We start from the raw sequence: 18,225 nt of genomic DNA, 5'->3' as shown, positions 1-18,225 counted from the left end.
GCCCCCCTTCCCTCGCGCGCCCCGAGGCGCTACCTAGGGGGCAAGGAGCCCCGCCATGCTGAAAACCCGCATCATCCCCTGCCTTGATGTCGCCGATGGCCGCGTGGTCAAGGGCGTCAACTTTGTCAATCTGGTCGATGCGGGTGACCCGGTCGAGGCGGCCAAGGCCTATGACGCGGCGGGGGCGGACGAGCTGACCTTTCTCGACATCCACGCCACGCATGAAAATCGCGGCACCATGTATGACGTGGTCACCCGCACCGCCGAACAATGCTTCATGCCCTTCACGGTGGGCGGCGGCGTGCGGAGCCATGCGGACGTGCGCGCGCTGCTGCTTGCCGGTGCCGACAAGGTTTCGTTCAACTCAGCCGCCGTCGCCAACCCCGATGTGGTCGCCGAGGCCGCCGACCGTTTCGGCAGCCAGTGCATCGTGGTGGCGATCGACGCGAAAACCGTGGCCCCCGGCCGCTGGGAAATCTTCACCCATGGCGGGCGGCGCGCCACCGGCATCGACGCTGTCGAATTTGCCCGCACCGTGGCGGCCAAGGGTGCCGGGGAAATCCTGCTGACCTCGATGGACCGCGACGGCACCAGGCAGGGCTTCAACATCCCCCTCACCCGCGCCATCGCCGATGCGGTGTCCATTCCGGTGATCGCTTCAGGCGGCGTCGGCACGCTCGACCACCTCGTCGAAGGCATCACCGAAGGCCACGCCAGCGCCGTGCTCGCCGCCTCGATCTTCCACTTCGGCACCTTCACCATCCGCGAGGCCAAGGAACACATGGCCGCCGCGGGCATCCCGATGAGGCTCGCATGAGCGCCCTTTACCGCCTTGCCGCCACCATCGCGGCCCGCAAGGGCACCGACCCGGAAACCAGCTGGACCGCGAAACTGCTGGCCAAGGGCCCCGAAAAATGCGCCGAGAAATTCGGCGAGGAAGCCATCGAGGCGATCATCGAAGCGGTCCGGGGCGACAAGGCCCGCCTCACCGCCGAGGCGGCGGACGTGCTCTATCACCTGCTGGTCATGCTCGCCGCGCGCGAGGTGAGCCTTGCCGACATCGAGGCCGAACTCGAGCGGCGCGAAGGCACCTCGGGCCTCGCCGAAAAAGCATCGCGCTGACTGCTTCAGAAAGAAATATCCCTCGCGGAGCGCGCTTGGTGTGCGGCAAGAGCCTCCGGCGGGGATATTTGCACTGAAGCAGTTGCAGCGACGTCGCGGGCCGCTGCGGCGTTTCATCTGCCCCCATTGAACCCGCCCGCGCACCCGGCTAGCCTGCCCTTCATGCTTTGAAGGAGAGTGCCATGCGCGACAACGCCCCCAATTCCTGGGAAGCCCGGGCCGACCGCTATTCGCTTTACGGCTTCACCGATCTGCCCTCGGTGCACGAACGCGGCGCGGTGGTGCTGACCCATGGTCGCGGGCCTTACGTCTATGATACCCACGGGCGCGAATATCTCGATGCGAACTCGGGGCTTTGGAACATGGTTGCGGGCTTCGATCACCCCGGCCTGATCGAGACCGCAAAGAGGCAATATGAAAAGCTGGCAGGCTATCACGCCTTTTTCGGCCGGATGTCGGACCAGACCGTGTTGCTGAGCGAAAAGCTGGTGGAAGTGTCGCCGTTCAGCCGGGGCCGGGTGTTCTACACCAACTCCGGCTCCGAGGCGAACGACACGATGGTCAAGATCCTGTGGTTTCTGCATGCGGCCGAGGGCAAGCCACAACGCCGCAAGATCCTCACCCGCTGGAACGCCTATCACGGGGTCACCGCGGTTTCCGCCAGCATGACCGGCAAGCCCTACAACAGCGTTTTCGGCCTGCCGCTGCCGGGCTTTCTGCACCTTGGCTGCCCGCATTACTGGCGCTATGGCCAGCACGGCGAGACCGAGGCGCAATTCACCCGGCGCTTGGCCAATGAGCTTGAGGCGACGATCATCAAGGAGGGGGCAGACACCATCGCCGGGTTCTTCGCCGAGCCGGTCATGGGCGCGGGCGGGGTAGTGGTGCCCTCGGCGGGGTATTTTCAGGCAATGCTGCCGATCCTGCGCAAATACGGGATTCCGGTGATTTCGGACGAGGTCATCACCGGCTTCGGCCGCACCGGCAATACCTGGGGCTGCGAAACCTATGGCTTCATGCCCGACGCGATCATTTCCTCAAAGAACCTCACCGCCGGATTTTTCCCGATGGGTGCGGTGATCCTTGGCGACGAATTGGCCGACCGGGTGCAGGCCGCAGCGGAAGCGATTGAAGAGTTTCCGCATGGCTTCACCGCCTCGGGCCACCCCGTCGGCTGCGCCATCGCGCTCAAGGCGATCGACGTGGTGATGAACGAGGGTCTGGCGGAAAACGTCCGCCACCTCACACCGCATTTCGAGGCGGGGCTGGCGCGGCTGGCGGAAAACCCCAATATCGGCGAGTGGCGCGGCAAGGGGCTGATGGGCGCGCTCGAAGCGGTGAAGGACAAGGCCACGAAAACCCCGTTCGACGGCTCGCTGAGCGTATCGGAGCGCATCGCCAATGCCTGCACCGATCAAGGGCTGATCTGCCGCCCGCTGGGGCAGGCGATCGTGCTTTGCCCGCCGTTCATCATGACGCTGCCGCAGATGGACGAGATGTTCGACAAGCTTGAACGGGCGCTGAAACAGGTCTTTGCCGAGGTTGCCTGAAAGGGTGGCGGCGTAGCGCCGCCGTCATTCTCACAATTTGGAAAGCTTCGCCTGCAATTCGGCCAGTTGCTTCTTGATCGCGTCAAGGTCTTCGCGGCCCGCCGGTTTGGCGGTGGCGGTATCGCTTGCGGCCTCGTCGTCGTCCGGACTGGCGGCCCAGCCCCCCATCATGGTCTTCATGAACGCCTGCTGCTGGCGCTGCAACGCCTCGAAGCCCGGCATCTTGGCCATCGGGTTGGGAAAGGCGGTGAGGTTTTCCATCAGCTTCGATTGCCCTTCGCGCAGGATCTGGAAGCTGGCGGCAAGAAACTGCGGCACCACGCTTTGCGCCTGGGTGGTGTAGCTGCGCACAAGATCGGTGAGCAGATCGACCGGCAGCACGCTTTCGCCACGGCTTTCATGGTCGGATACGATTTGCAGCAGATACTGGCGGGTAAGGTCATCGCCCGATTTCAGGTCGATGATCTGCACCTCGCGGCCGTCGCGGATGAAGGCGGCAATATCCTCCAGCGTCACATAATCGCTGGTTTCGGTGTTGTAGAGTCGGCGGCTGGCGTAACGCTTGATGAGCAGCGGCTTGGCGTCTTCGGCCATGTGGTCCTCCGGAAGCTTTTGGCAGTGCAGCGAAGCCTAATACTCGGACGCGTAAAAGCAACAAAAGAAAAAGGCGGGCCCTGAAGCCCGCCTTGAATGCAGCTGCGGCAGAGAGGATGGCCGCAGTGCCAATCTGAAATGGCGATCAGGCCTTGACGCTCGCGGTGGCTTTCTTGGCCGCAGCGGTCACGTCATCGGTCGCTTTCTTCACCGCAGCGGTCGCATCTTCCGACGCTTCCTTGCCCGCCGCAAGCATCAGCTCGACGGTTTCCATCTGCACTTTCTTCGCGACTTCGGCGAAGGCGGCGAGGTTTTCGGCTGCGGTCTCGGCAGCGGCCGAAGCAAAGTCGGTCATCGCCTTGGCGTAATCGGCCGGTTCCGCTTTCGATTTCGACAGATCGCCAACGCGCGACAGCGTCGCCTTGGTCCATGCCGAGGAAATCTCGGTCGATTTTTCGGCGGCTTCAAGCGCCACCTTGGTCAGGCGCTCGCCCATCGCGGTCGAGCTTTTGAACGCTTCCTGGAACGCCGAGGTGTCGATCGGGAAGGCGCCGAACATGTCTTGCATGGTCTTGGTGTAGTCTTGGGTCTTGGCCATTTGAATATCTCCGGTTTGGGGTGCGGTGTGTTTCTGCCAAGATACATACACGCTGCGCTGCAGCATTTCAAGAGGCAAATTGCTGCAACGCAGAATACCCATAGTTTCGGCCAATATCAGGCCTCTGGCCGCTCCAGCACATAGGTGCCCGGCGCGGGTGCCAGCACCGGATGCGCCGAATCGCCCAACTCCCGCGCCGCGATCCGCTTGCCGGAGCGCCCAGCCAGCCACGCCCCCCAGCGCGGCCACCAGCTGCCCTTGTGGAACTCCGCCGCCGTGCGCCAGGCATCGGCATCGGTGATCGCTGCTGGCGAGGTGTAATGGCCGTATTTGTCCTTGCCCGGCGGGTTGACGATACCGGCGATATGGCCCGACTGCGACAGGATGAAGGTCTTGTCCTTCGCGCCCATCTGCGCCACCCCGGCAAAGCTCGCGCGCCAGGGCGCGATATGGTCGGTTTCGCAGGCAATCGCGCAAAGCGGCACCTTGACCCCGGAAAGCTTTACCTTCTCGCCCAGCACCGTGAACCCCTTGCCGGCGAACTCGTCGCGCTGGCAAAGCCCGCGCAGATATTCGACCGCCATCTTGCCCGGCAGATTGGTGCCATCGCCGTTCCAGAACAAGAGATCGAAGGCGGGCGGGGCCTCGCCCATCATGTAGCTGCGGATCGCCGGCTGATAGATCAGGTCGTTGGCGCGCAGATAGCTGAAGGTGCGGGTCATGAAATACGACGCCAGCACCCCTTCGCGCGCAACCTGTTCTTCAATGCCATCGACAAAATCATCTTGCAGGAAAGCGGTGAACTCTCCCTGATCGGCGAAATCGGTAAGCGTGGTAAAGAAGGTTGCCGCGTTGATCGACTTGTCGCCGCGCTTTAGCATAAGCGCCAGCGTCAGCCCAAGCGTGGTGCCCGCGATGCAATAGCCGACCGCATTCAGCTTTTCCTCGCCGGTGATCGCCTTGATCTCGCGGATCGCGGTCAGATAGCCATCGCGCACATAGTCGTCCATGCCGATCTTGGCATAGGAGGCATCGGGGTTTTTCCATGCCACCACAAACAGCGTGAAGCCCTGATCGACGATCCAGCGGATCAGGCTGTTTTCGGGCTTCAGGTCGAGAATGTAGAACTTGTTGATCCATGGCGGAAAGATCACCAGGGGCGTCTGGTGCACCGTTTCGGTGCTGGGGCTGAACTGGATCAACTCGAACAGATGGTTGCGATAGACCACACCGCCCTTTGCGGTGCCGATATTGACCCCGACCTTGAAGGCGTCGCGGTCGGCCAGGGTGATCACCAGATCGCCCTTGTGTGCCTCGATGTCGGCAACAAGGTTTTCCATCCCCCGCACCAGACTCTCGCCCTCGGTTGCCACCGCGCGCTCCAGCGCATCGGGGTTGGTGGCAAGGAAATTCGTCGGCGCCATCAGGTCGATGATCTGCCGGGTGAAATAGTCGATCCGCTTGCGGTCAACCGGCTCAAGCCCCTCGATCGCGGAAACCGACGCCTCGATCGCCTTCGCCGATATCAGGTATTGCTGCTTGACGAAGTTGAAATAGGGGTTGGTGTCCCAGAGCGGGTTGGAAAAACGCCGGTCCTTTGGCCCGGTATCCTCGGGCACCGCGAGCTTGCCCTTTGCCAGCACGGCCTGCGCCTCGGCATAATGCTTCAATGCCTGGCCCCAATAGCTGATCTGCGTTTCCATCAGCTTGCCCGGGTGCTCCAGCCATTCCTTCATCAGCGCCGAGCCTGCCTTGAGGAAAAGCTCCTGCCCCGGCGCTTCAAGGGCCGGGTTGGGTGCCCGCTTTTGCGCCAATGCCGCCACAAGGCGTTGCGACAAAGCCTCGACTCGGGCCAGATTCTCGGTCAAATGCTGCGTCGCAGCAGGAAGGTCACCGTCAGCCGTTGTCATGGCAATCTTTCCTCCCTATCCTCACATGCAACATAGCGTCGCAGGGGCCGGGCGGTAAAGCGGCGTTTGGGTCCGGTCCGTTGGGGAGACACGATGAAGGGCATGATGAGTTATGACCTGATGGAAACCATCAGGAATACCAACGAATGGATGGGTGCCTCGGCCCGCGCCGTGGCCTCCTACCCCGCCTGGGGCCTGGTGCCGCACCCGATGTTCAAGGTCATGTCGGCCTGGGGCCGGGTGACCGAGCGCAGCTTCGCCCGCATGGTGATCAAACCCGACTGGGGCATCCGCAGCATTCCGGGGATCGACGGGCGCGACCATCTGGTGAACGTCGAAACCCTGATCGAACGGCCCTTTGGCAGCCTCATTCACTTTGCGGTAGCCGGGCGCGGGCCTATGCCGCGCCGGGTGCTGCTGGTGGCACCGATGTCGGGCCACTACGCCACGCTCTTGCGCTCAACCGTGGCAAGCCTGCTGCCCGATGCAGATGTCTATATCACCGATTGGCACAATGCCCGCGACATCGCGGTTTCCGAAGGCAAGTTCGACATCGAGGATTACACACTCTACCTCGTTGATTTCATGCGCCATCTCGGCCCCGATATCAACGTGATCGCGGTCTGCCAGCCGGCCCCGCTGACGCTTGCCGCCACCGCCTATCTGGCCGAAATCGACCCCGCCGCGCAGCCCCGCACCCTGACCCTGATCGGCGGCCCGATCGACCCCGATTCCAACCCCACCGAAGTCACCGACTTTGGCCGCCGGGTGACCATGGGCCAGCTTGAACACCTCGTCATCCAGCGCGTCGGCTTCAAATACCGGGGTGCCGGGCGGCTGGTCTATCCCGGCCTGATGCAGCTTGCCTCGTTCATCTCGATGAATTCCGAATCCCACACAAGGGCCTTCGCCGACAAGATCACCGCCGAAGCCAAGGGCGAGGGCTCCGAACGCGACAAGCACAACATCTTCTACGATGAATATCTCTCGGTCATGGACATGACCGCCGAATTCTACCTTTCCACCGTCGAGCGCATCTTCAAGGGCCGCGAGATTGCCGAGAACCGGTTCGTGGTCGCCGGGCACCAGGTCGATATCGGCCGCATCACCGATGTCGCGGTGAAAACCGTTGAAGGCAGCAAGGATGATATCTCCGCGCCCGGCCAGTGCGCCGCAGCACTCGATCTGCTCACCGGCCTGCCGCCGGAAAAGAAGGCAGGCTATATCGAGATCGGCGCGGGGCACTACGGCATCTTCGCCGGCAGAAGCTGGCGCGAGCGCATCCGCCCGCTGGTTCTGCGCTTCATCGACCAGAACGCGAATACCGCCGCGAAGGTGACCCCGCTCCGCGCCGTCTGAACACCACCAGACAAACGTAATATTTCCACCCGGTCGCGCCAGCCAAGCGGAGGCCGGGTTGCATTTATCCCACTCGGCGCTTCTTCAATGCCCAAGTACCCTCGGGGGGTGAATTGCGCGGGAACCGCGCAAGAGGGGGGCAGACGGCCCCCCTACCCCGCCAGTTCCGCCACCGCCGCCTCGATCAGCCGCAGACACTCCGGCGTCGAAAACCGATGGTCCGCCGCTTTCACCAGCGTCAGCCGAATGTCCGGCCCCTCGGCATGCGCCAATAGCCGCAGCGCCACCGCCTGCGGCACATCGGCGTCGGCGGTGCCCTGCAACATCCGCACCGGCATCGGCAGGTTGAGCGGCATGCGCAACAGCAGATGCCGCCGCCCGTCCTCGATCAGCCGAAGGGTGATGGCATAGGGCTCGGCGGAATAGTCCGACGGCATTTCCACCCGGCCCGCGCGCAAAAGCTCGGCGCGGCGCGCCGCATCGAACCCGGCCCAGAACCCGTCCTCGGTGAAATCCGGCGCGGCGGCAATCGTTACCAGCCCCGCCACCCGCTCCGGCATCGCGCGCGCCAGCAATAGCGCTATCCAGCCACCCATGGATGATCCGACCAGCACCTGCGGCCCCTCGGTCAGGCCCAGCGCCGCCCGCGCATCCGCCAGCCAGTCGCCAATGCACCCCGCCTCGAAATCGCCGCCCGAGGTGCCGTGCCCCGAATAATCGAAGCGCAGAAAGCCACGCCCCGCTGCGGCTGCCCAGGCCTCGAGCGCCAGCGCCTTGGTGCCCTGCATGTCGGACCGGAAGCCGCCCAGAAACACCACGCCCGGGCCCCGCCCCGCATGCTGCACAAAGGCAATCCGCCGTCCCTCGGGCGAAATGAAATCTTCTGTCATGAGGGCCTCCCGGCAGCCTGCCCGCCGTTGACTTGGGCGCGAATTCTTCCTACCACGCGCAGCATAACCCGCAACCGGGCGTTTCGTAGGCGCCAAACCGACGAGGAGGACCGCATGTCCCAGATTACCCTCACCCTTCCCGATGGCCAGAGCCGCAGCTACCCCGCAGGCATCACCGCCGCCGAGGTCGCAGCCTCCATCGCGCCCTCGCTCGGCAAGCAGGCGATTTCGGCGCAGCTCAACGGCAAGCACTGGGATCTGGCCTGGCCAATCGCTGAAAGCGCCGCAATCGCCATCAACACGATGAAGGATGAGGCAGCGGCGCTTGAACTCATCCGCCACGATCTCGCGCATGTCATGGCCCGCGCCGTGCAGGAGCTCTGGCCGCGCGTCAAGGTCACCATCGGCCCGGTGATCGAAAACGGCTGGTATTACGATTTCGACCGTGCCGAGCCCTTCACCCCCGAAGACCTCGGCGCGATCGAGGCAAAGATGCGCGAAATCATCAACCGCCGCGATCCGGTCACCACCGAGGTCTGGGTCCGCGCCCGCGCGATTGCCCATTACGAGGCGCTGGGCGAGCCCTACAAGGTGGAGCTGATCGGCATGATCCCCGAAGATCAGCAGATCCGCATGTATTGGCATGGCCACTGGCAGGATCTCTGCCGTGGCCCGCATCTGCAACACACCGGCCAGCTTCCCGCCGACGCCTTCAAGCTGATGAGCGTGGCCGGTGCCTATTGGCGCGGCGACAGCACCCGGCCGATGCTGCAACGCATCTACGGTGTCGCCTTCAAAAACCGCGACGCCTTGAAGGCGCATCTGACCATGCTGGAAGAGGCCGCCAAGCGCGACCACCGCAAGCTCGGCCGCGAAATGGACCTTTTCCACATGCAGGAAGAGGCACCGGGGCAGATTTTCTGGCACCCGAACGGCTGGAGCATCTATGTCGCGCTGCAAGACTACATGCGGCGGCGGCAGCGCGAAGGCGGCTATGTCGAGGTGAACACCCCGCAGGTGGTTTCCCGCAAGCTCTGGGAAGCCTCGGGGCACTGGGAAAAGTATCAGGAGAACATGTTCATCGTCGAGGTTGACGAAGAAGGCGCGCGCGAAAAAACCATCAACGCGCTGAAGCCGATGAACTGCCCCTGCCATGTGCAGATCTTCAACGTCGGTCTCAAGTCCTACCGCGACCTGCCGCTGCGCATGGCCGAATTCGGCTCGTGCAACCGCTATGAGCCTTCGGGTGCGCTGCACGGCATCATGCGGGTACGCGGCTTCACCCAGGACGATGCGCATATCTTCTGCCGCGAAGACCAGATCGAATCCGAGACCAGCCGCTTCATCGGCTTCCTGTCATCGGTTTACCGCGACCTCGGGTTCGAGAGCTTCAAGATCAAGTTCTCCGACCGGCCGGAAAAGCGCGCCGGCAGCGACGAGACCTGGGACAAGGCCGAGGCGGCGCTGGCCAATGCCACCCGCGCGGCGGGATATGATTTCATCATGAACCCCGGCGAAGGGGCGTTTTACGGGCCGAAGCTCGAATTCGTGATGACCGACGCCATCGGGCGCGATTGGCAATGCGGCACGCACCAGGTCGATTTCGTGCTGCCCGAGCGGCTTGATGCAAGCTACATCGCCGAAGACGGCATGAAACACCGCCCGGTGATGCTGCATCGCGCCACGCTTGGCAGTTTCGAACGGTTCATCGGCATCCTGATCGAAAGCCATGCGGGCAAGCTGCCGCTCTGGCTTGCGCCGCGGCAGGTGGTGGTGGCCTCGATTGTCTCCGATGCCGATGCTTTCGTGGGTGAGGTGGTGGCGGCGCTTCAGGCGGCAGGGATCCGCGCCGAGGCCGACATTCGCAACGAAAAGATCAACTACAAGGTGCGCGAGCATTCGGTCGGCAAGGTGCCGGTGATTCTGGCAATCGGCATGAAAGAGGTTGCGGAGCGTTCGGTCTCGATGCGCCGCCTGGGCGATGCGCATTCGCGCATGCTTGCGCTTGCCGACGCGGTCGCAGAGCTTGTGGCCGAAGCCCTGCCCCCCGACCAGCGCTAGCCCCACCGGCGGGACACCGCGCCCGCCAGTTTTTTTGTTGATTTTCGGCACGGATGCGGCATGCTTTTGCCTGCGCTGCTGCTGCCTTTCCTACCGCCTCCCCGATCAGGGCAAGCCGGAAGACCCGAAAGACCTGGCTGCACGGCCCGGTGCATTCCGCCCCGGGAACACTGATGATGGAGAGACGGGGATGGCCACTGGCACCGTGAAATGGTTCAACACCACCAAAGGTTTTGGCTTCATCGCGCCTGACGACGGCGGCAAGGATGTGTTCGTGCACATCTCGGCGGTCGAACGTGCGGGGCTGAAGGGCCTCAACGACAACCAGAAGGTTGCCTACGAGCTGCAATCGGGCCGTGACGGGCGCTCGTCGGCGGGCGATCTGCGGCTGCTCTGAGGCAGTTCGGCAGTTACCGCAAAAGCTTTCGGCCCGCGCGTTGGCGCGGGCCGTTCTCGTTTGGCGGTCCTATTTCGCCCAGTCCCAGGGCGTGGTGAACTCGCCCATCTTGGCGGCAAGTGCGGCATCGTCGACATCGCCAAGGCGGCGCAGATGCGCGACCAGCCCGCGTTTCTTGTCTTCGGTGACCGTCGCCACATTGGCGGCAAAGCCCGCCGCCGCCAGCGCCTCGTTGTACACGCGGGTAATGGCGCGTTTGCGCAGGTCGGGCTTGAAGATCTTGCCAACCCCGGTCTTTGGCAGTTCCGCCAGCACCTCGACATGCTTCGGTATCGCCGCGCGCTCGCGGATATGGCTGCGGGCGTGCTCCATCAGTTCGGCTTCGGTGACATCGGCACCCTTCACCAGTTCCACATAGACGCAGGGCAGTTCACCGGCAAAGGCATCGGGCTGGCCGATCGCCCCGGCAAAGGCCACCGCCGGATGCGACATCATCGCCTCCTCAATCTCTGCCGGGTCGATGTTGTGGCCGCCGCGGATGATCAGGTCTTTCTTGCGCCCGGTGATCCAGAGATAGCCATCGGCATCAAGCCGCCCGAGGTCGCCGGTGCGCAGGAACCGGTTTTCGGCGAACAGGCCATGGTTCTTGTCCACCTCGGTATAGGTCGAACCCTCGAACACGCCGGGGTTGGCAATGCAGATCTCGCCGACCTCGTCAGTCGCGCATTCGCGGAACGTGCCGTCGCTTTCCTGCAACAGAATCCGCACATGCGTATGCGGCATCGGAATGCCCACCGAGCCGACCTTCTTCTTGCCGTCAACCGGGTTCACCGACACGAGGCAGGTGGCCTCGGTCAGCCCGTAGCCTTCCGATATCTGCACCCCCGTGGCCTTTTCAAAGCGGTTGTAAAGCTCGACCGGCAGCGGTGCAGAACCCGAAAGCGCGGTTTTCAGCGACGAGACATCGGCATTAACCGGGCGCTGCATCAGCGCCGAAATCGCCGTGGGCACGGTGATGAGAAAGGTCACCTGCCAGCGCTCGATCAGCTTCCAGAAATTGTCGAACACACCTTCGCCGCGGTAGCCCGCAGGCGTCGGAAACACCACATGCGCGCCCGAGGCAATCGCCGACATCAAGACCGGATAGGCCGCGAAGACGTGGAACAGCGGCAGCGGGCAGATCAGCACATCGGTTTCGTCAAACAGAAGCCGCGCCCCCAGCCAGCCGTTGTAGATCATCCCCGAATACTTGTGCTGCGCCACTTTCGGCATGCCGGTGGTGCCGCCGGTGTGGAAATAGGCTGCAACGCGGTCGCTCTTGCTGTCGGCAAAGGTCAGCTGCCCGGCGGGCTGGCGGGCACATTCGGCGTTGAAGTTCTTCACGTCGGCCTTGTGTGAAACCGGGTTTTTCGGGCGCACCAGCGGCACGATCCAGCTTTTTGGCGGGCCGAGGTAGCGGTTCAGATCAACCTCGAGCACGGTTTTCACATTTGGCGCAAACCGCACTGCCTCGGCGGCCTTCTGCGCCACGTCGGTTTTCGGGAAAGCCTTCAGCGTCACCAGAACCTTGGCCTTGGTCTCGCGCAGGATCGCCGAGATCTGTTCGGGTTCCAGAAGCGGGTTGATCGGGTTCACGATCCCCGCGATCGAACCGGCAATCAGCGAAATCACGGTTTCGCTGCTATTGGGCAAAAGGTAGGCAACCGTATCGCCTTCGCCAATGCCAAGGCTGCGGAACAGGTTGGCCGCCTGCGTCACCTGCGCCAGAAGCTGCGACCAGGTCAGCGTTTCGGCCTTGTCCTTCACCCCCGAAAGCAGTTGAAACGACGTCGCCGGGCGGCTGCCGTGCCGCGCCGCGACATCGGCGATGAACTGATACATGGTCGGCGCGCGCGGTCGCTTTTCCCAGGCCATTTCCTGTTCGACCGCATCCCGGCTCGCGACGCTCTCAAATCTCGACATCAGCTTCCTCCCCATGGCCCTTCCTCGCGGGCCTTTGGGGCAGAATGGTCAGAAATTCGCCGTCCGGCAAGCAAAAGCGGCACCCGGCACGCCGCGTCACAATGCCCTTCAGTCGGTGGTGGTGCCGGTGGTGAACTGCAACCTTGCGAGGCGCGCATAAAGCCCATCCTCGGCGACCAGCGCCTCGTGGGTGCCCTGCGCGACAATCCGGCCCTTGTCAAAGACCACGATCCGGTCAGCGCGCTTCACCGTGGCAAGCCGATGCGCCACGATCAAGGTGGTGCGCCCGGAGGAAAGCCGCTCGACCGCCGCCTGCACCAGCCCTTCGCTTTCGGCGTCGAGCGCGCTTGTCGCCTCATCGAGAAGCAGCACCGGCGCATCGCGCAAGATCGCCCGGGCAATGGCGATGCGCTGCTTTTGCCCACCCGAAAGCATCACCCCGCGCTCGCCCACATAGGCGTTGTAGCCCTCGGGCAGTGCCATGAGGAAATCATGGGCATGCGCCGCCCGCGCCGCCACTTCGACCTCGGCATCACTCGCATCGGGTCGGCCAAAGCGGATATTCTCGCGTGCTGTGGCGGCAAAGATCACCGGATCCTGCGGCACAAGCGCAATCGCGCGGCGGAAATCGGCGCGGGTAAGATCGCGCAAATCCTGCCCGTCAAGCGTGACCCTGCCGTGCTCGGGGTCCCAGAATCGCTGGATGAGCTGAATCATCGTGGTCTTGCCCGCCCCCGAGGGGCCGACAAGCGCCACGGTCTCGCCCGGCGCAATGCTGATCGTCACCCCGTCAAGCGCCGAAGTGGTGGGCCGCGACGGGTAGTGAAAGGTCACATTCTCAAAGCCGATCTCGCCGCGCACCGGGCGCGGCAGCACGGTGGGGCGTGCCGGGTCGCGCACCGGGTCTTCGGCCGATAGCAGCTCGGCCAGCCGTTCGGTCGCCCCCGCCGCCCGCTGCACCTCGCCCCAGATCTCGGAAAGCGCCCCAACCCCGCCCGCCACCATGATCGCGTAAATGACGAATTGCACCAGTTCGCCCACGCTCATCGCGCCCAGCCGCACATCGCGCGCCCCGACCCAGAGCACCCCCACCACGCCCGCGAAGATCAGGAAGATCACGATCACCGTCATCACCGCCCGGGTGGCGATGCGGCGGCGCGCCGAGACAAAGGATTTTTCGGTGACACTGGCAAACTCGGCACGGCTCTGCGCCTCGTGGGTGAAGGCCTGCACCGTCTGCGCCGACAAAAGCGCCTCGGTGGCCGAGCCCGCCGAATTGGCGATCCAGTCCTGATTCTCGCGCCCAAGCGTGCGCAGTTTGCGCCCCAGCACGACAATCGGCACAATCACCACCGGCACCAGCAGAAGAACCAGCCCGGTCAGCTTGCCCGAGGTAAAAAGCAACATGCCGAGGCCGCCGAACAGGATCAGCACATTGCGCAGCGCGACCGAAACCGAAGAGCCGATCACCGACAGGATCAGTGTCGTGTCGGTGGTGATCCGGCTGATCACCTCGCCGGTCATCACCCGCTCGAAAAACGCCGGCGACATGCCCAGCACGCGGTCGAACACCGCCTTGCGGATATCGGCCACCACCCGCTCGCCAAGCCGGGTGACAAGGTAATAGCGCAGCCCGGTGCCCAGCGCGAGCAATGCGATGATGAAAAGCGCGGCGGCAAAATATTCATCAAGCAGTTCCGCGCCCGCCTGAAAGCCATCGACCACGCGGCGCACCGCCAAGGGCAGGATCAGGTTGATCGAGGCGGTCAGCACCAGCGCCAGCAGCGCCCCCAGAACCTGCCCCCGATAGGGCTTCACGAACGGCACCAGGGCACGCAACGCGCCAATCTTCTTCGTCGTGGGTCGGTCTTCAAGAACTGCCTGGGGTCCGCGTGCCATTCACTTTTCCTTTTGCCTTGCGGCGATCTATGCGCAGTGGCGCGCATGGGCAAGGGCGCAATCGCCCTTCGCCGCCACGCCCGGCGCTCTGAACTGAACCGCCCCGGCTTTGCCGGAGACCGAATAGTCCGTGTTACGCGACCATATTGAGTGTGTTCAGGTTTGCATAAAACGCCTCCTCTGCTTCGGCTGGTGGGATGTTTCCGATGGGCTCGAGCAGGCGGCATTCGAAACTGGGCTACCTCAGCCCCATGGGTTCGAGGCCCGCGCTATGCTAGCTTAACCTGCTGTCCACGAAACCGGCAGCAGGCCAAATGGCCAAAGGCTTAAGTTAGCGCCTATGGGGGTCAACCGCCGCCCGCCCAGGCTCCATCCCCGTCGCGCCGTGGCTAACCTCCACCCGCCCGGAGCCCGTCCCCGCCGCGCCCGGGGCTCATCTCGTCATGCCGGGGGTGGTGCGGGCGGCCGGACTCGAACCGGCATGGGCTTTCGCCCGAGGGATTTTAAGTCCCATGCGTCTACCATTCCGCCACGCCCGCGCAGCCCTGTTCATCGCTAATCGCTTCGGCGCGGTGCGGCAAGGGGGGGGCCGCACCGAAGCTTTAGCGGCCTGCCCGGCGGCACGGCTCCGACGCGATTGAGAGCGATTGCGGAACGCTCTGGCCCTGCCCCATACCCACTCGCCCCCCCACCCCGAAGCTGCGGCTTGGTCCGGGGGGCCGCGTTCGCGCGCGACCGCGCGCAGGAGTTTGCTGCCCGGCGCGGCGCACCCTGGCGCTGATGCAGGTGGGCAGGCTAGCGGGCAGACGCTCCGGATCGCGGCGCGCTCAAGCCTCGGGGCATGCGCGGGCTTTGCGCCCCCCGACCGACCGATCTTCCCCCCCGCCCCCGGCGCGGCGCGCTGGAGCATGGACGAGGCGCTGCGCAGCGGTGCCGTGGCGCTGGTGGTGGCCGGGCTTGCCGCCCCCCCCCGGCCCAACCCCCGATGCGGCGGCCGCAACTCGCCGCCGAGGCCAGCAGCCGCGCGCCCCCGCCGACCTCATCCTGCCCCCCGAGGCGGGCGGCGCGCCGGGGGTCGAAAGCCGCTGGCAGATGGTCCATGCCGAAGGCCGCGCGCAGATGGCGGGAACAGCGTCGTGCCCGCATGGCCCCCGCCGCCGCATCGCTGCTCGAACCCGGTGACGGCGCAGCACATCTGACCCCGCAAGCCGCACCCGAGGGCTGAGCCACCCCGAACTCGAACCCGGACCAGTCCAGAGCCCGGGCTTGAACTCAGGCCTGAACTCAGGTCCGAACTCAGGCCCGAACTCAAGGTTGAATTGCCGCACCCACGCGCCACCCCAAATTGACCCCCGCGCATGATTTCTCTGCCACTATCGGCCTTCATCGGCGCAGGCAACCGGCATGGGGGCGCGATGGGGCAGATCATTCCGAGGCGAAAAGCAGTCTCCCCCGCTCGCGCACCGGCGGCGGTGCCCGCGCGCGGTTCCGACGCCGCCCCGCCACAACCGTCAGGCAATCCAGCCAACCCCCGCCCGATCCTCCTCGACCTCGACGACCACGGCATCCGCATTGCCGAGCAGTCGCGGTCGCGCATGTTCGTCGATGCCGGGGGTGATGGCCTCAAGCACCGCACCGCCTGGGCCGGGGCGGGCGACGGGGTGCTGGCATGTCGCGCGGCAGACCGGCGTTCTGGCCCGCGCGCCAGGATGATCGCCGCACCGGCCAAAGCACGGGTGCGCGCCGCCGCGTAATCGCTCTTTCGCGCGCCGCCCTGCCCGGCTAGCCTGCCGCGCATGCGCCTCTTGATCTCTTTCGCTGCCCTGTTTCTGTCGGTGATCTTCGTCCAGCTCGGCTCGGGCGCGGTGGCACCGCTTGATGCCATCTCCGGCCTCGGCCTCGGCTTTTCCAAGGCCGAGGTCGGCATGCTCGGCTCGGCGCATTTCATCGGCTTTTTCATCGGCTGCTGGTGGGCACCGCGGATGCTTGGCTCGGTCGGCCATGCGCGCGCCTTCGCGGCGTTTTCGGCGCTCGGCACCATCGGCATCGCCGCGCACATGATGCTGGTGAACCCGATCGCCTGGTCGGCCATGCGCATGCTTACCGGGCTTTCGGTGGCGGGCTGCTACACCATCATCGAGGCCTGGTTGCAGGCCAGCGTCACCAACGAAACCCGTGGCCGCGCCACCGGAGTTTACCGGGTGGTCGATGTCGGCGCCTCGCTCGGCGCGCAGCTGATGATCGGGGTGCTGACCCCGTCGAGCTATGCCTCCTACAACCTTCTGGCAATCCTCTGCTGCGCGGCGCTGCTGCCGCTGGCGCTGACCCGCACCCGCGAGCCGGAAACCCCCGAGGCTCCGCGCCTGCGCCCCGCCATGGCCTGGGCGCGCTCGCCGCTGGCGGCGGCGGGGGTGGTGGTCACCGGCATCACCGGTGCCGCCTTCCGCTTTGTCGGCCCGGTCTATGCCGTCGAGGTGGGGCTGACGCTCGACCAGATCGCGGTGTTTCTGGCGGTCTATGTGCTGGGTGGCTGGATGGCGCAACTTCCGGTCGGCTGGCTCGCCGACCGCTTCGACCGCCGCTGGGTGCTGATCGGCCTGTCGCTGGCCTCGGTGCTCGCCTCGGCGCTTACCGTGGCGCTGGCGGGGGCGGGCAGCCTGGCGATCTACCTCGCAGCCGGTTTCTTCGGCTTTGTCACATTGCCGATCTATTCGATCTCCTCCGCCCATGCGCATGACCACGCCACCTCGTCCGAACGGGTCGAGCTTTCCGCCGCGCTGATGTTCCTTTACGCGATCGGGGCGATCGCCTCGCCGGTGCTGGCCTCGCTGCTGATCGAGGGCTTCGGCCCCGCCTCGATGTTCTGGGCCATTGCGCTGGTGCATGTCGTGCTGGTCGTCTTCGGCCTCTGGCGCATGGCGCTGCGCCCCGGCCCGCGCCGCCGCCTGCCCTATACCTGGATGCCGCGCACTTCGTTTCTCGTCGGCCGCCTGTTCGGGCGCGGGCGCGAGGAATAGGCCTTATTCCCGCGCCGCCGCGACGCCATATCTGGCCAGGTGGTTCAATTCACGCGAAGGGGGCTCGAAATGGATATTCGTTTTGATGGCAAGGTGGCACTCGTCACCGGCGCAGGGGCAGGCATCGGCGCGGCAATCGCCCGCGAACTGGCGGCTTCCGGGGCAAATGTCGCGGTGGCCGATATCGACCGCGCGGCGGCTGATCGCGTGGTCGCTGAAATTGCCACTGCGGGCGGCACTGCGGCGGCATTCACCTGCAACGTGGCCAGCGCGGGTGCGGTCAGCGAAATGATGTCGGCGGCGGTCGCGCGCTTTGGCAGGCTGCAACTCTTGGTCAACAACGCCGGTATCGGCGGGCCGAGCGCACCGGTGGGCGGGTACCCGCTTGATGGCTGGCGGCAGGTGATGGGCGTCAACCTCGACGGGGTTTTTTTCGGCATGCGCGCCGCGATGCCGCATCTGATCGCGGCAGGTGGCGGCGCGATCGTCAACATCGCCTCGATCTTTGGCACGGTGGGCTTTGCCAATGCCCCCGCCTATGTCGCGGCCAAACATGCGGTCGTCGGGCTGACCAAGAACGCGGCGCTTGAACATGCCAGTGCCGGGGTCCGGGTCAATGCCGTTGGCCCCGGCTTCATCCGCACGCCGCTGCTTGATGTGCTGCCGCCCGAGGCGCTCGAAGGGATCGCCGCGCTGCAAGCGCTGAAACGTCTGGGCACTTCGGAAGAGGTCGCGGCGCTGGTGCTGTTCCTGCTCTCGGATCAGGCGAGCTTCATCACCGGCTCCTACCATCTGGTTGACGGCGGCTATACCGCGCAGTGATGCCAGCTTGGCCAGCGGGGCAAACCCCCTCTGGCCTTGCCCGC

14 protein-coding genes and 1 tRNA gene are annotated in these 18,225 nt (G+C 64.9%); 8 read left to right on the top strand and 7 right to left on the bottom strand.

From position 1 onward, the window contains the following. The first annotated feature begins 55 nt into the window (after positions 1 to 55). The 3 genes from hisF (at position 56) to Q8J98_RS00525 (ending at position 2,672) form a co-directional block, all read left to right on the top strand. Entirely contained in the window at positions 56 to 817 is a 762-nt protein-coding gene (gene hisF, locus Q8J98_RS00535; protein ID WP_305292538.1) for an imidazole glycerol phosphate synthase subunit HisF, read from the top strand. Then, entirely contained in the window at positions 814 to 1,122 is a 309-nt protein-coding gene (locus tag Q8J98_RS00530; RefSeq protein ID WP_305184185.1) for a phosphoribosyl-ATP diphosphatase, read from the top strand. Before hisF ends, Q8J98_RS00530 begins: the two co-directional genes overlap by 4 nt. Positions 1,123 to 1,304: 182 nt before the next feature. Beyond that, entirely contained in the window at positions 1,305 to 2,672 is a 1,368-nt protein-coding gene (locus Q8J98_RS00525; RefSeq protein WP_305292537.1) for an aminotransferase, read from the top strand. 30 nt (positions 2,673 to 2,702) lie between these two features. Here the strand turns inward: Q8J98_RS00525 and phaR are convergent, their stop codons facing one another. The 3 genes from phaR to phaC form a co-directional block, all read right to left on the bottom strand. After that, positions 2,703 to 3,266 (bottom strand): polyhydroxyalkanoate synthesis repressor PhaR, encoded by a 564-nt coding sequence (gene phaR, locus Q8J98_RS00520; protein WP_305292535.1) that lies wholly within the window; start codon positions 3,264 to 3,266, stop codon positions 2,703 to 2,705. A 145-nt stretch (positions 3,267 to 3,411) separates the two neighbouring features. Beyond that, positions 3,412 to 3,864: a phasin, PhaP gene (locus Q8J98_RS00515; protein ID WP_305184188.1), complete on the bottom strand. Its 453-nt coding sequence runs from the start codon at positions 3,862 to 3,864 to the stop codon at positions 3,412 to 3,414. A 116-nt stretch (positions 3,865 to 3,980) separates the two neighbouring features. Continuing rightward, positions 3,981 to 5,774 (bottom strand): class I poly(R)-hydroxyalkanoic acid synthase, encoded by a 1,794-nt coding sequence (gene phaC / locus Q8J98_RS00510; protein ID WP_305292533.1) that lies wholly within the window; start codon positions 5,772 to 5,774, stop codon positions 3,981 to 3,983. A 93-nt stretch (positions 5,775 to 5,867) separates the two neighbouring features. Here phaC and phaZ point away from each other — a divergent pair, with 93 nt between their 5' ends. Further along, positions 5,868 to 7,133 (top strand): polyhydroxyalkanoate depolymerase, encoded by a 1,266-nt coding sequence (gene phaZ, locus Q8J98_RS00505; protein WP_305292532.1) that lies wholly within the window; start codon positions 5,868 to 5,870, stop codon positions 7,131 to 7,133. 152 nt (positions 7,134 to 7,285) lie between these two features. Here phaZ and Q8J98_RS00500 read toward each other — a convergent pair whose 3' ends face one another. Further along, complete coding sequence (locus Q8J98_RS00500; protein WP_305292530.1) at positions 7,286 to 8,023, bottom strand: carboxylesterase; 738 nt, start codon at positions 8,021 to 8,023, stop codon at positions 7,286 to 7,288. A gap of 114 nt (positions 8,024 to 8,137) precedes the next feature. Between Q8J98_RS00500 and thrS the strand changes: the two genes are divergently transcribed. After that, a complete protein-coding gene (gene thrS, locus Q8J98_RS00495) occupies positions 8,138 to 10,084 on the top strand; it encodes a threonine--tRNA ligase (protein ID WP_305292526.1) in 1,947 nt (648 codons plus the stop codon). Positions 10,085 to 10,274: 190 nt separating this feature from the next. After that, positions 10,275 to 10,481, top strand: coding sequence for a cold-shock protein (locus tag Q8J98_RS00490; protein ID WP_305184193.1), 207 nt, complete (start codon positions 10,275 to 10,277; stop codon positions 10,479 to 10,481). A 69-nt stretch (positions 10,482 to 10,550) separates the two neighbouring features. Here Q8J98_RS00490 and Q8J98_RS00485 read toward each other — a convergent pair whose 3' ends face one another. The 3 genes from Q8J98_RS00485 to Q8J98_RS00475 form a co-directional block, all read right to left on the bottom strand. Then, positions 10,551 to 12,443, bottom strand: a complete 1,893-nt coding sequence (locus Q8J98_RS00485; protein WP_305292524.1) for an acyl-CoA synthetase — start codon at positions 12,441 to 12,443, stop codon at positions 10,551 to 10,553. Positions 12,444 to 12,551: 108 nt separating this feature from the next. Next, positions 12,552 to 14,342 (bottom strand): ABC transporter transmembrane domain-containing protein, encoded by a 1,791-nt coding sequence (locus Q8J98_RS00480; RefSeq protein WP_305292523.1) that lies wholly within the window; start codon positions 14,340 to 14,342, stop codon positions 12,552 to 12,554. Between the two features lie 453 nt (positions 14,343 to 14,795). Further along, positions 14,796 to 14,881: transfer RNA gene (locus Q8J98_RS00475), tRNA-Leu, on the bottom strand. Positions 14,882 to 16,138: 1,257 nt separating this feature from the next. Here Q8J98_RS00475 and Q8J98_RS00470 point away from each other — a divergent pair. Further along, entirely contained in the window at positions 16,139 to 17,359 is a 1,221-nt protein-coding gene (locus Q8J98_RS00470) for an MFS transporter (protein ID WP_305292521.1), read from the top strand. Between the two features lie 69 nt (positions 17,360 to 17,428). Continuing rightward, complete coding sequence (locus Q8J98_RS00465; RefSeq protein WP_305292519.1) at positions 17,429 to 18,181, top strand: SDR family NAD(P)-dependent oxidoreductase; 753 nt, start codon at positions 17,429 to 17,431, stop codon at positions 18,179 to 18,181. The last annotated feature ends 44 nt before the right edge of the window (positions 18,182 to 18,225 follow it).

Origin of the sequence: Phaeovulum sp. (assembly GCF_030684035.1) — a bacterium.
Taxonomy (GTDB): domain Bacteria; phylum Pseudomonadota; class Alphaproteobacteria; order Rhodobacterales; family Rhodobacteraceae; genus UBA6213.
The sequence above is the reverse complement of the archived record's forward strand: the minus strand, read 5'-3'. Positions and strand labels throughout refer to the sequence as shown.

Coding starts and splice junctions, on each gene's coding strand:
- hisF (WP_305292538.1), top strand. CDS start 56: ATGCTGAAAACCCGCATCATCCCCTGCCTTGATGTCGCCGATGGCCGC.
- Q8J98_RS00530 (WP_305184185.1), top strand. CDS start 814: ATGAGCGCCCTTTACCGCCTTGCCGCCACCATCGCGGCCCGCAAGGGC.
- Q8J98_RS00525 (WP_305292537.1), top strand. CDS start 1,305: ATGCGCGACAACGCCCCCAATTCCTGGGAAGCCCGGGCCGACCGCTAT.
- phaR (WP_305292535.1), bottom strand. CDS start 3,266: ATGGCCGAAGACGCCAAGCCGCTGCTCATCAAGCGTTACGCCAGCCGC.
- Q8J98_RS00515 (WP_305184188.1), bottom strand. CDS start 3,864: ATGGCCAAGACCCAAGACTACACCAAGACCATGCAAGACATGTTCGGC.
- phaC (WP_305292533.1), bottom strand. CDS start 5,774: ATGACAACGGCTGACGGTGACCTTCCTGCTGCGACGCAGCATTTGACC.
- phaZ (WP_305292532.1), top strand. CDS start 5,868: ATGAAGGGCATGATGAGTTATGACCTGATGGAAACCATCAGGAATACC.
- Q8J98_RS00500 (WP_305292530.1), bottom strand. CDS start 8,023: ATGACAGAAGATTTCATTTCGCCCGAGGGACGGCGGATTGCCTTTGTG.
- thrS (WP_305292526.1), top strand. CDS start 8,138: ATGTCCCAGATTACCCTCACCCTTCCCGATGGCCAGAGCCGCAGCTAC.
- Q8J98_RS00490 (WP_305184193.1), top strand. CDS start 10,275: ATGGCCACTGGCACCGTGAAATGGTTCAACACCACCAAAGGTTTTGGC.
- Q8J98_RS00485 (WP_305292524.1), bottom strand. CDS start 12,443: ATGTCGAGATTTGAGAGCGTCGCGAGCCGGGATGCGGTCGAACAGGAA.
- Q8J98_RS00480 (WP_305292523.1), bottom strand. CDS start 14,342: ATGGCACGCGGACCCCAGGCAGTTCTTGAAGACCGACCCACGACGAAG.
- Q8J98_RS00470 (WP_305292521.1), top strand. CDS start 16,139: ATGCGCCTCTTGATCTCTTTCGCTGCCCTGTTTCTGTCGGTGATCTTC.
- Q8J98_RS00465 (WP_305292519.1), top strand. CDS start 17,429: ATGGATATTCGTTTTGATGGCAAGGTGGCACTCGTCACCGGCGCAGGG.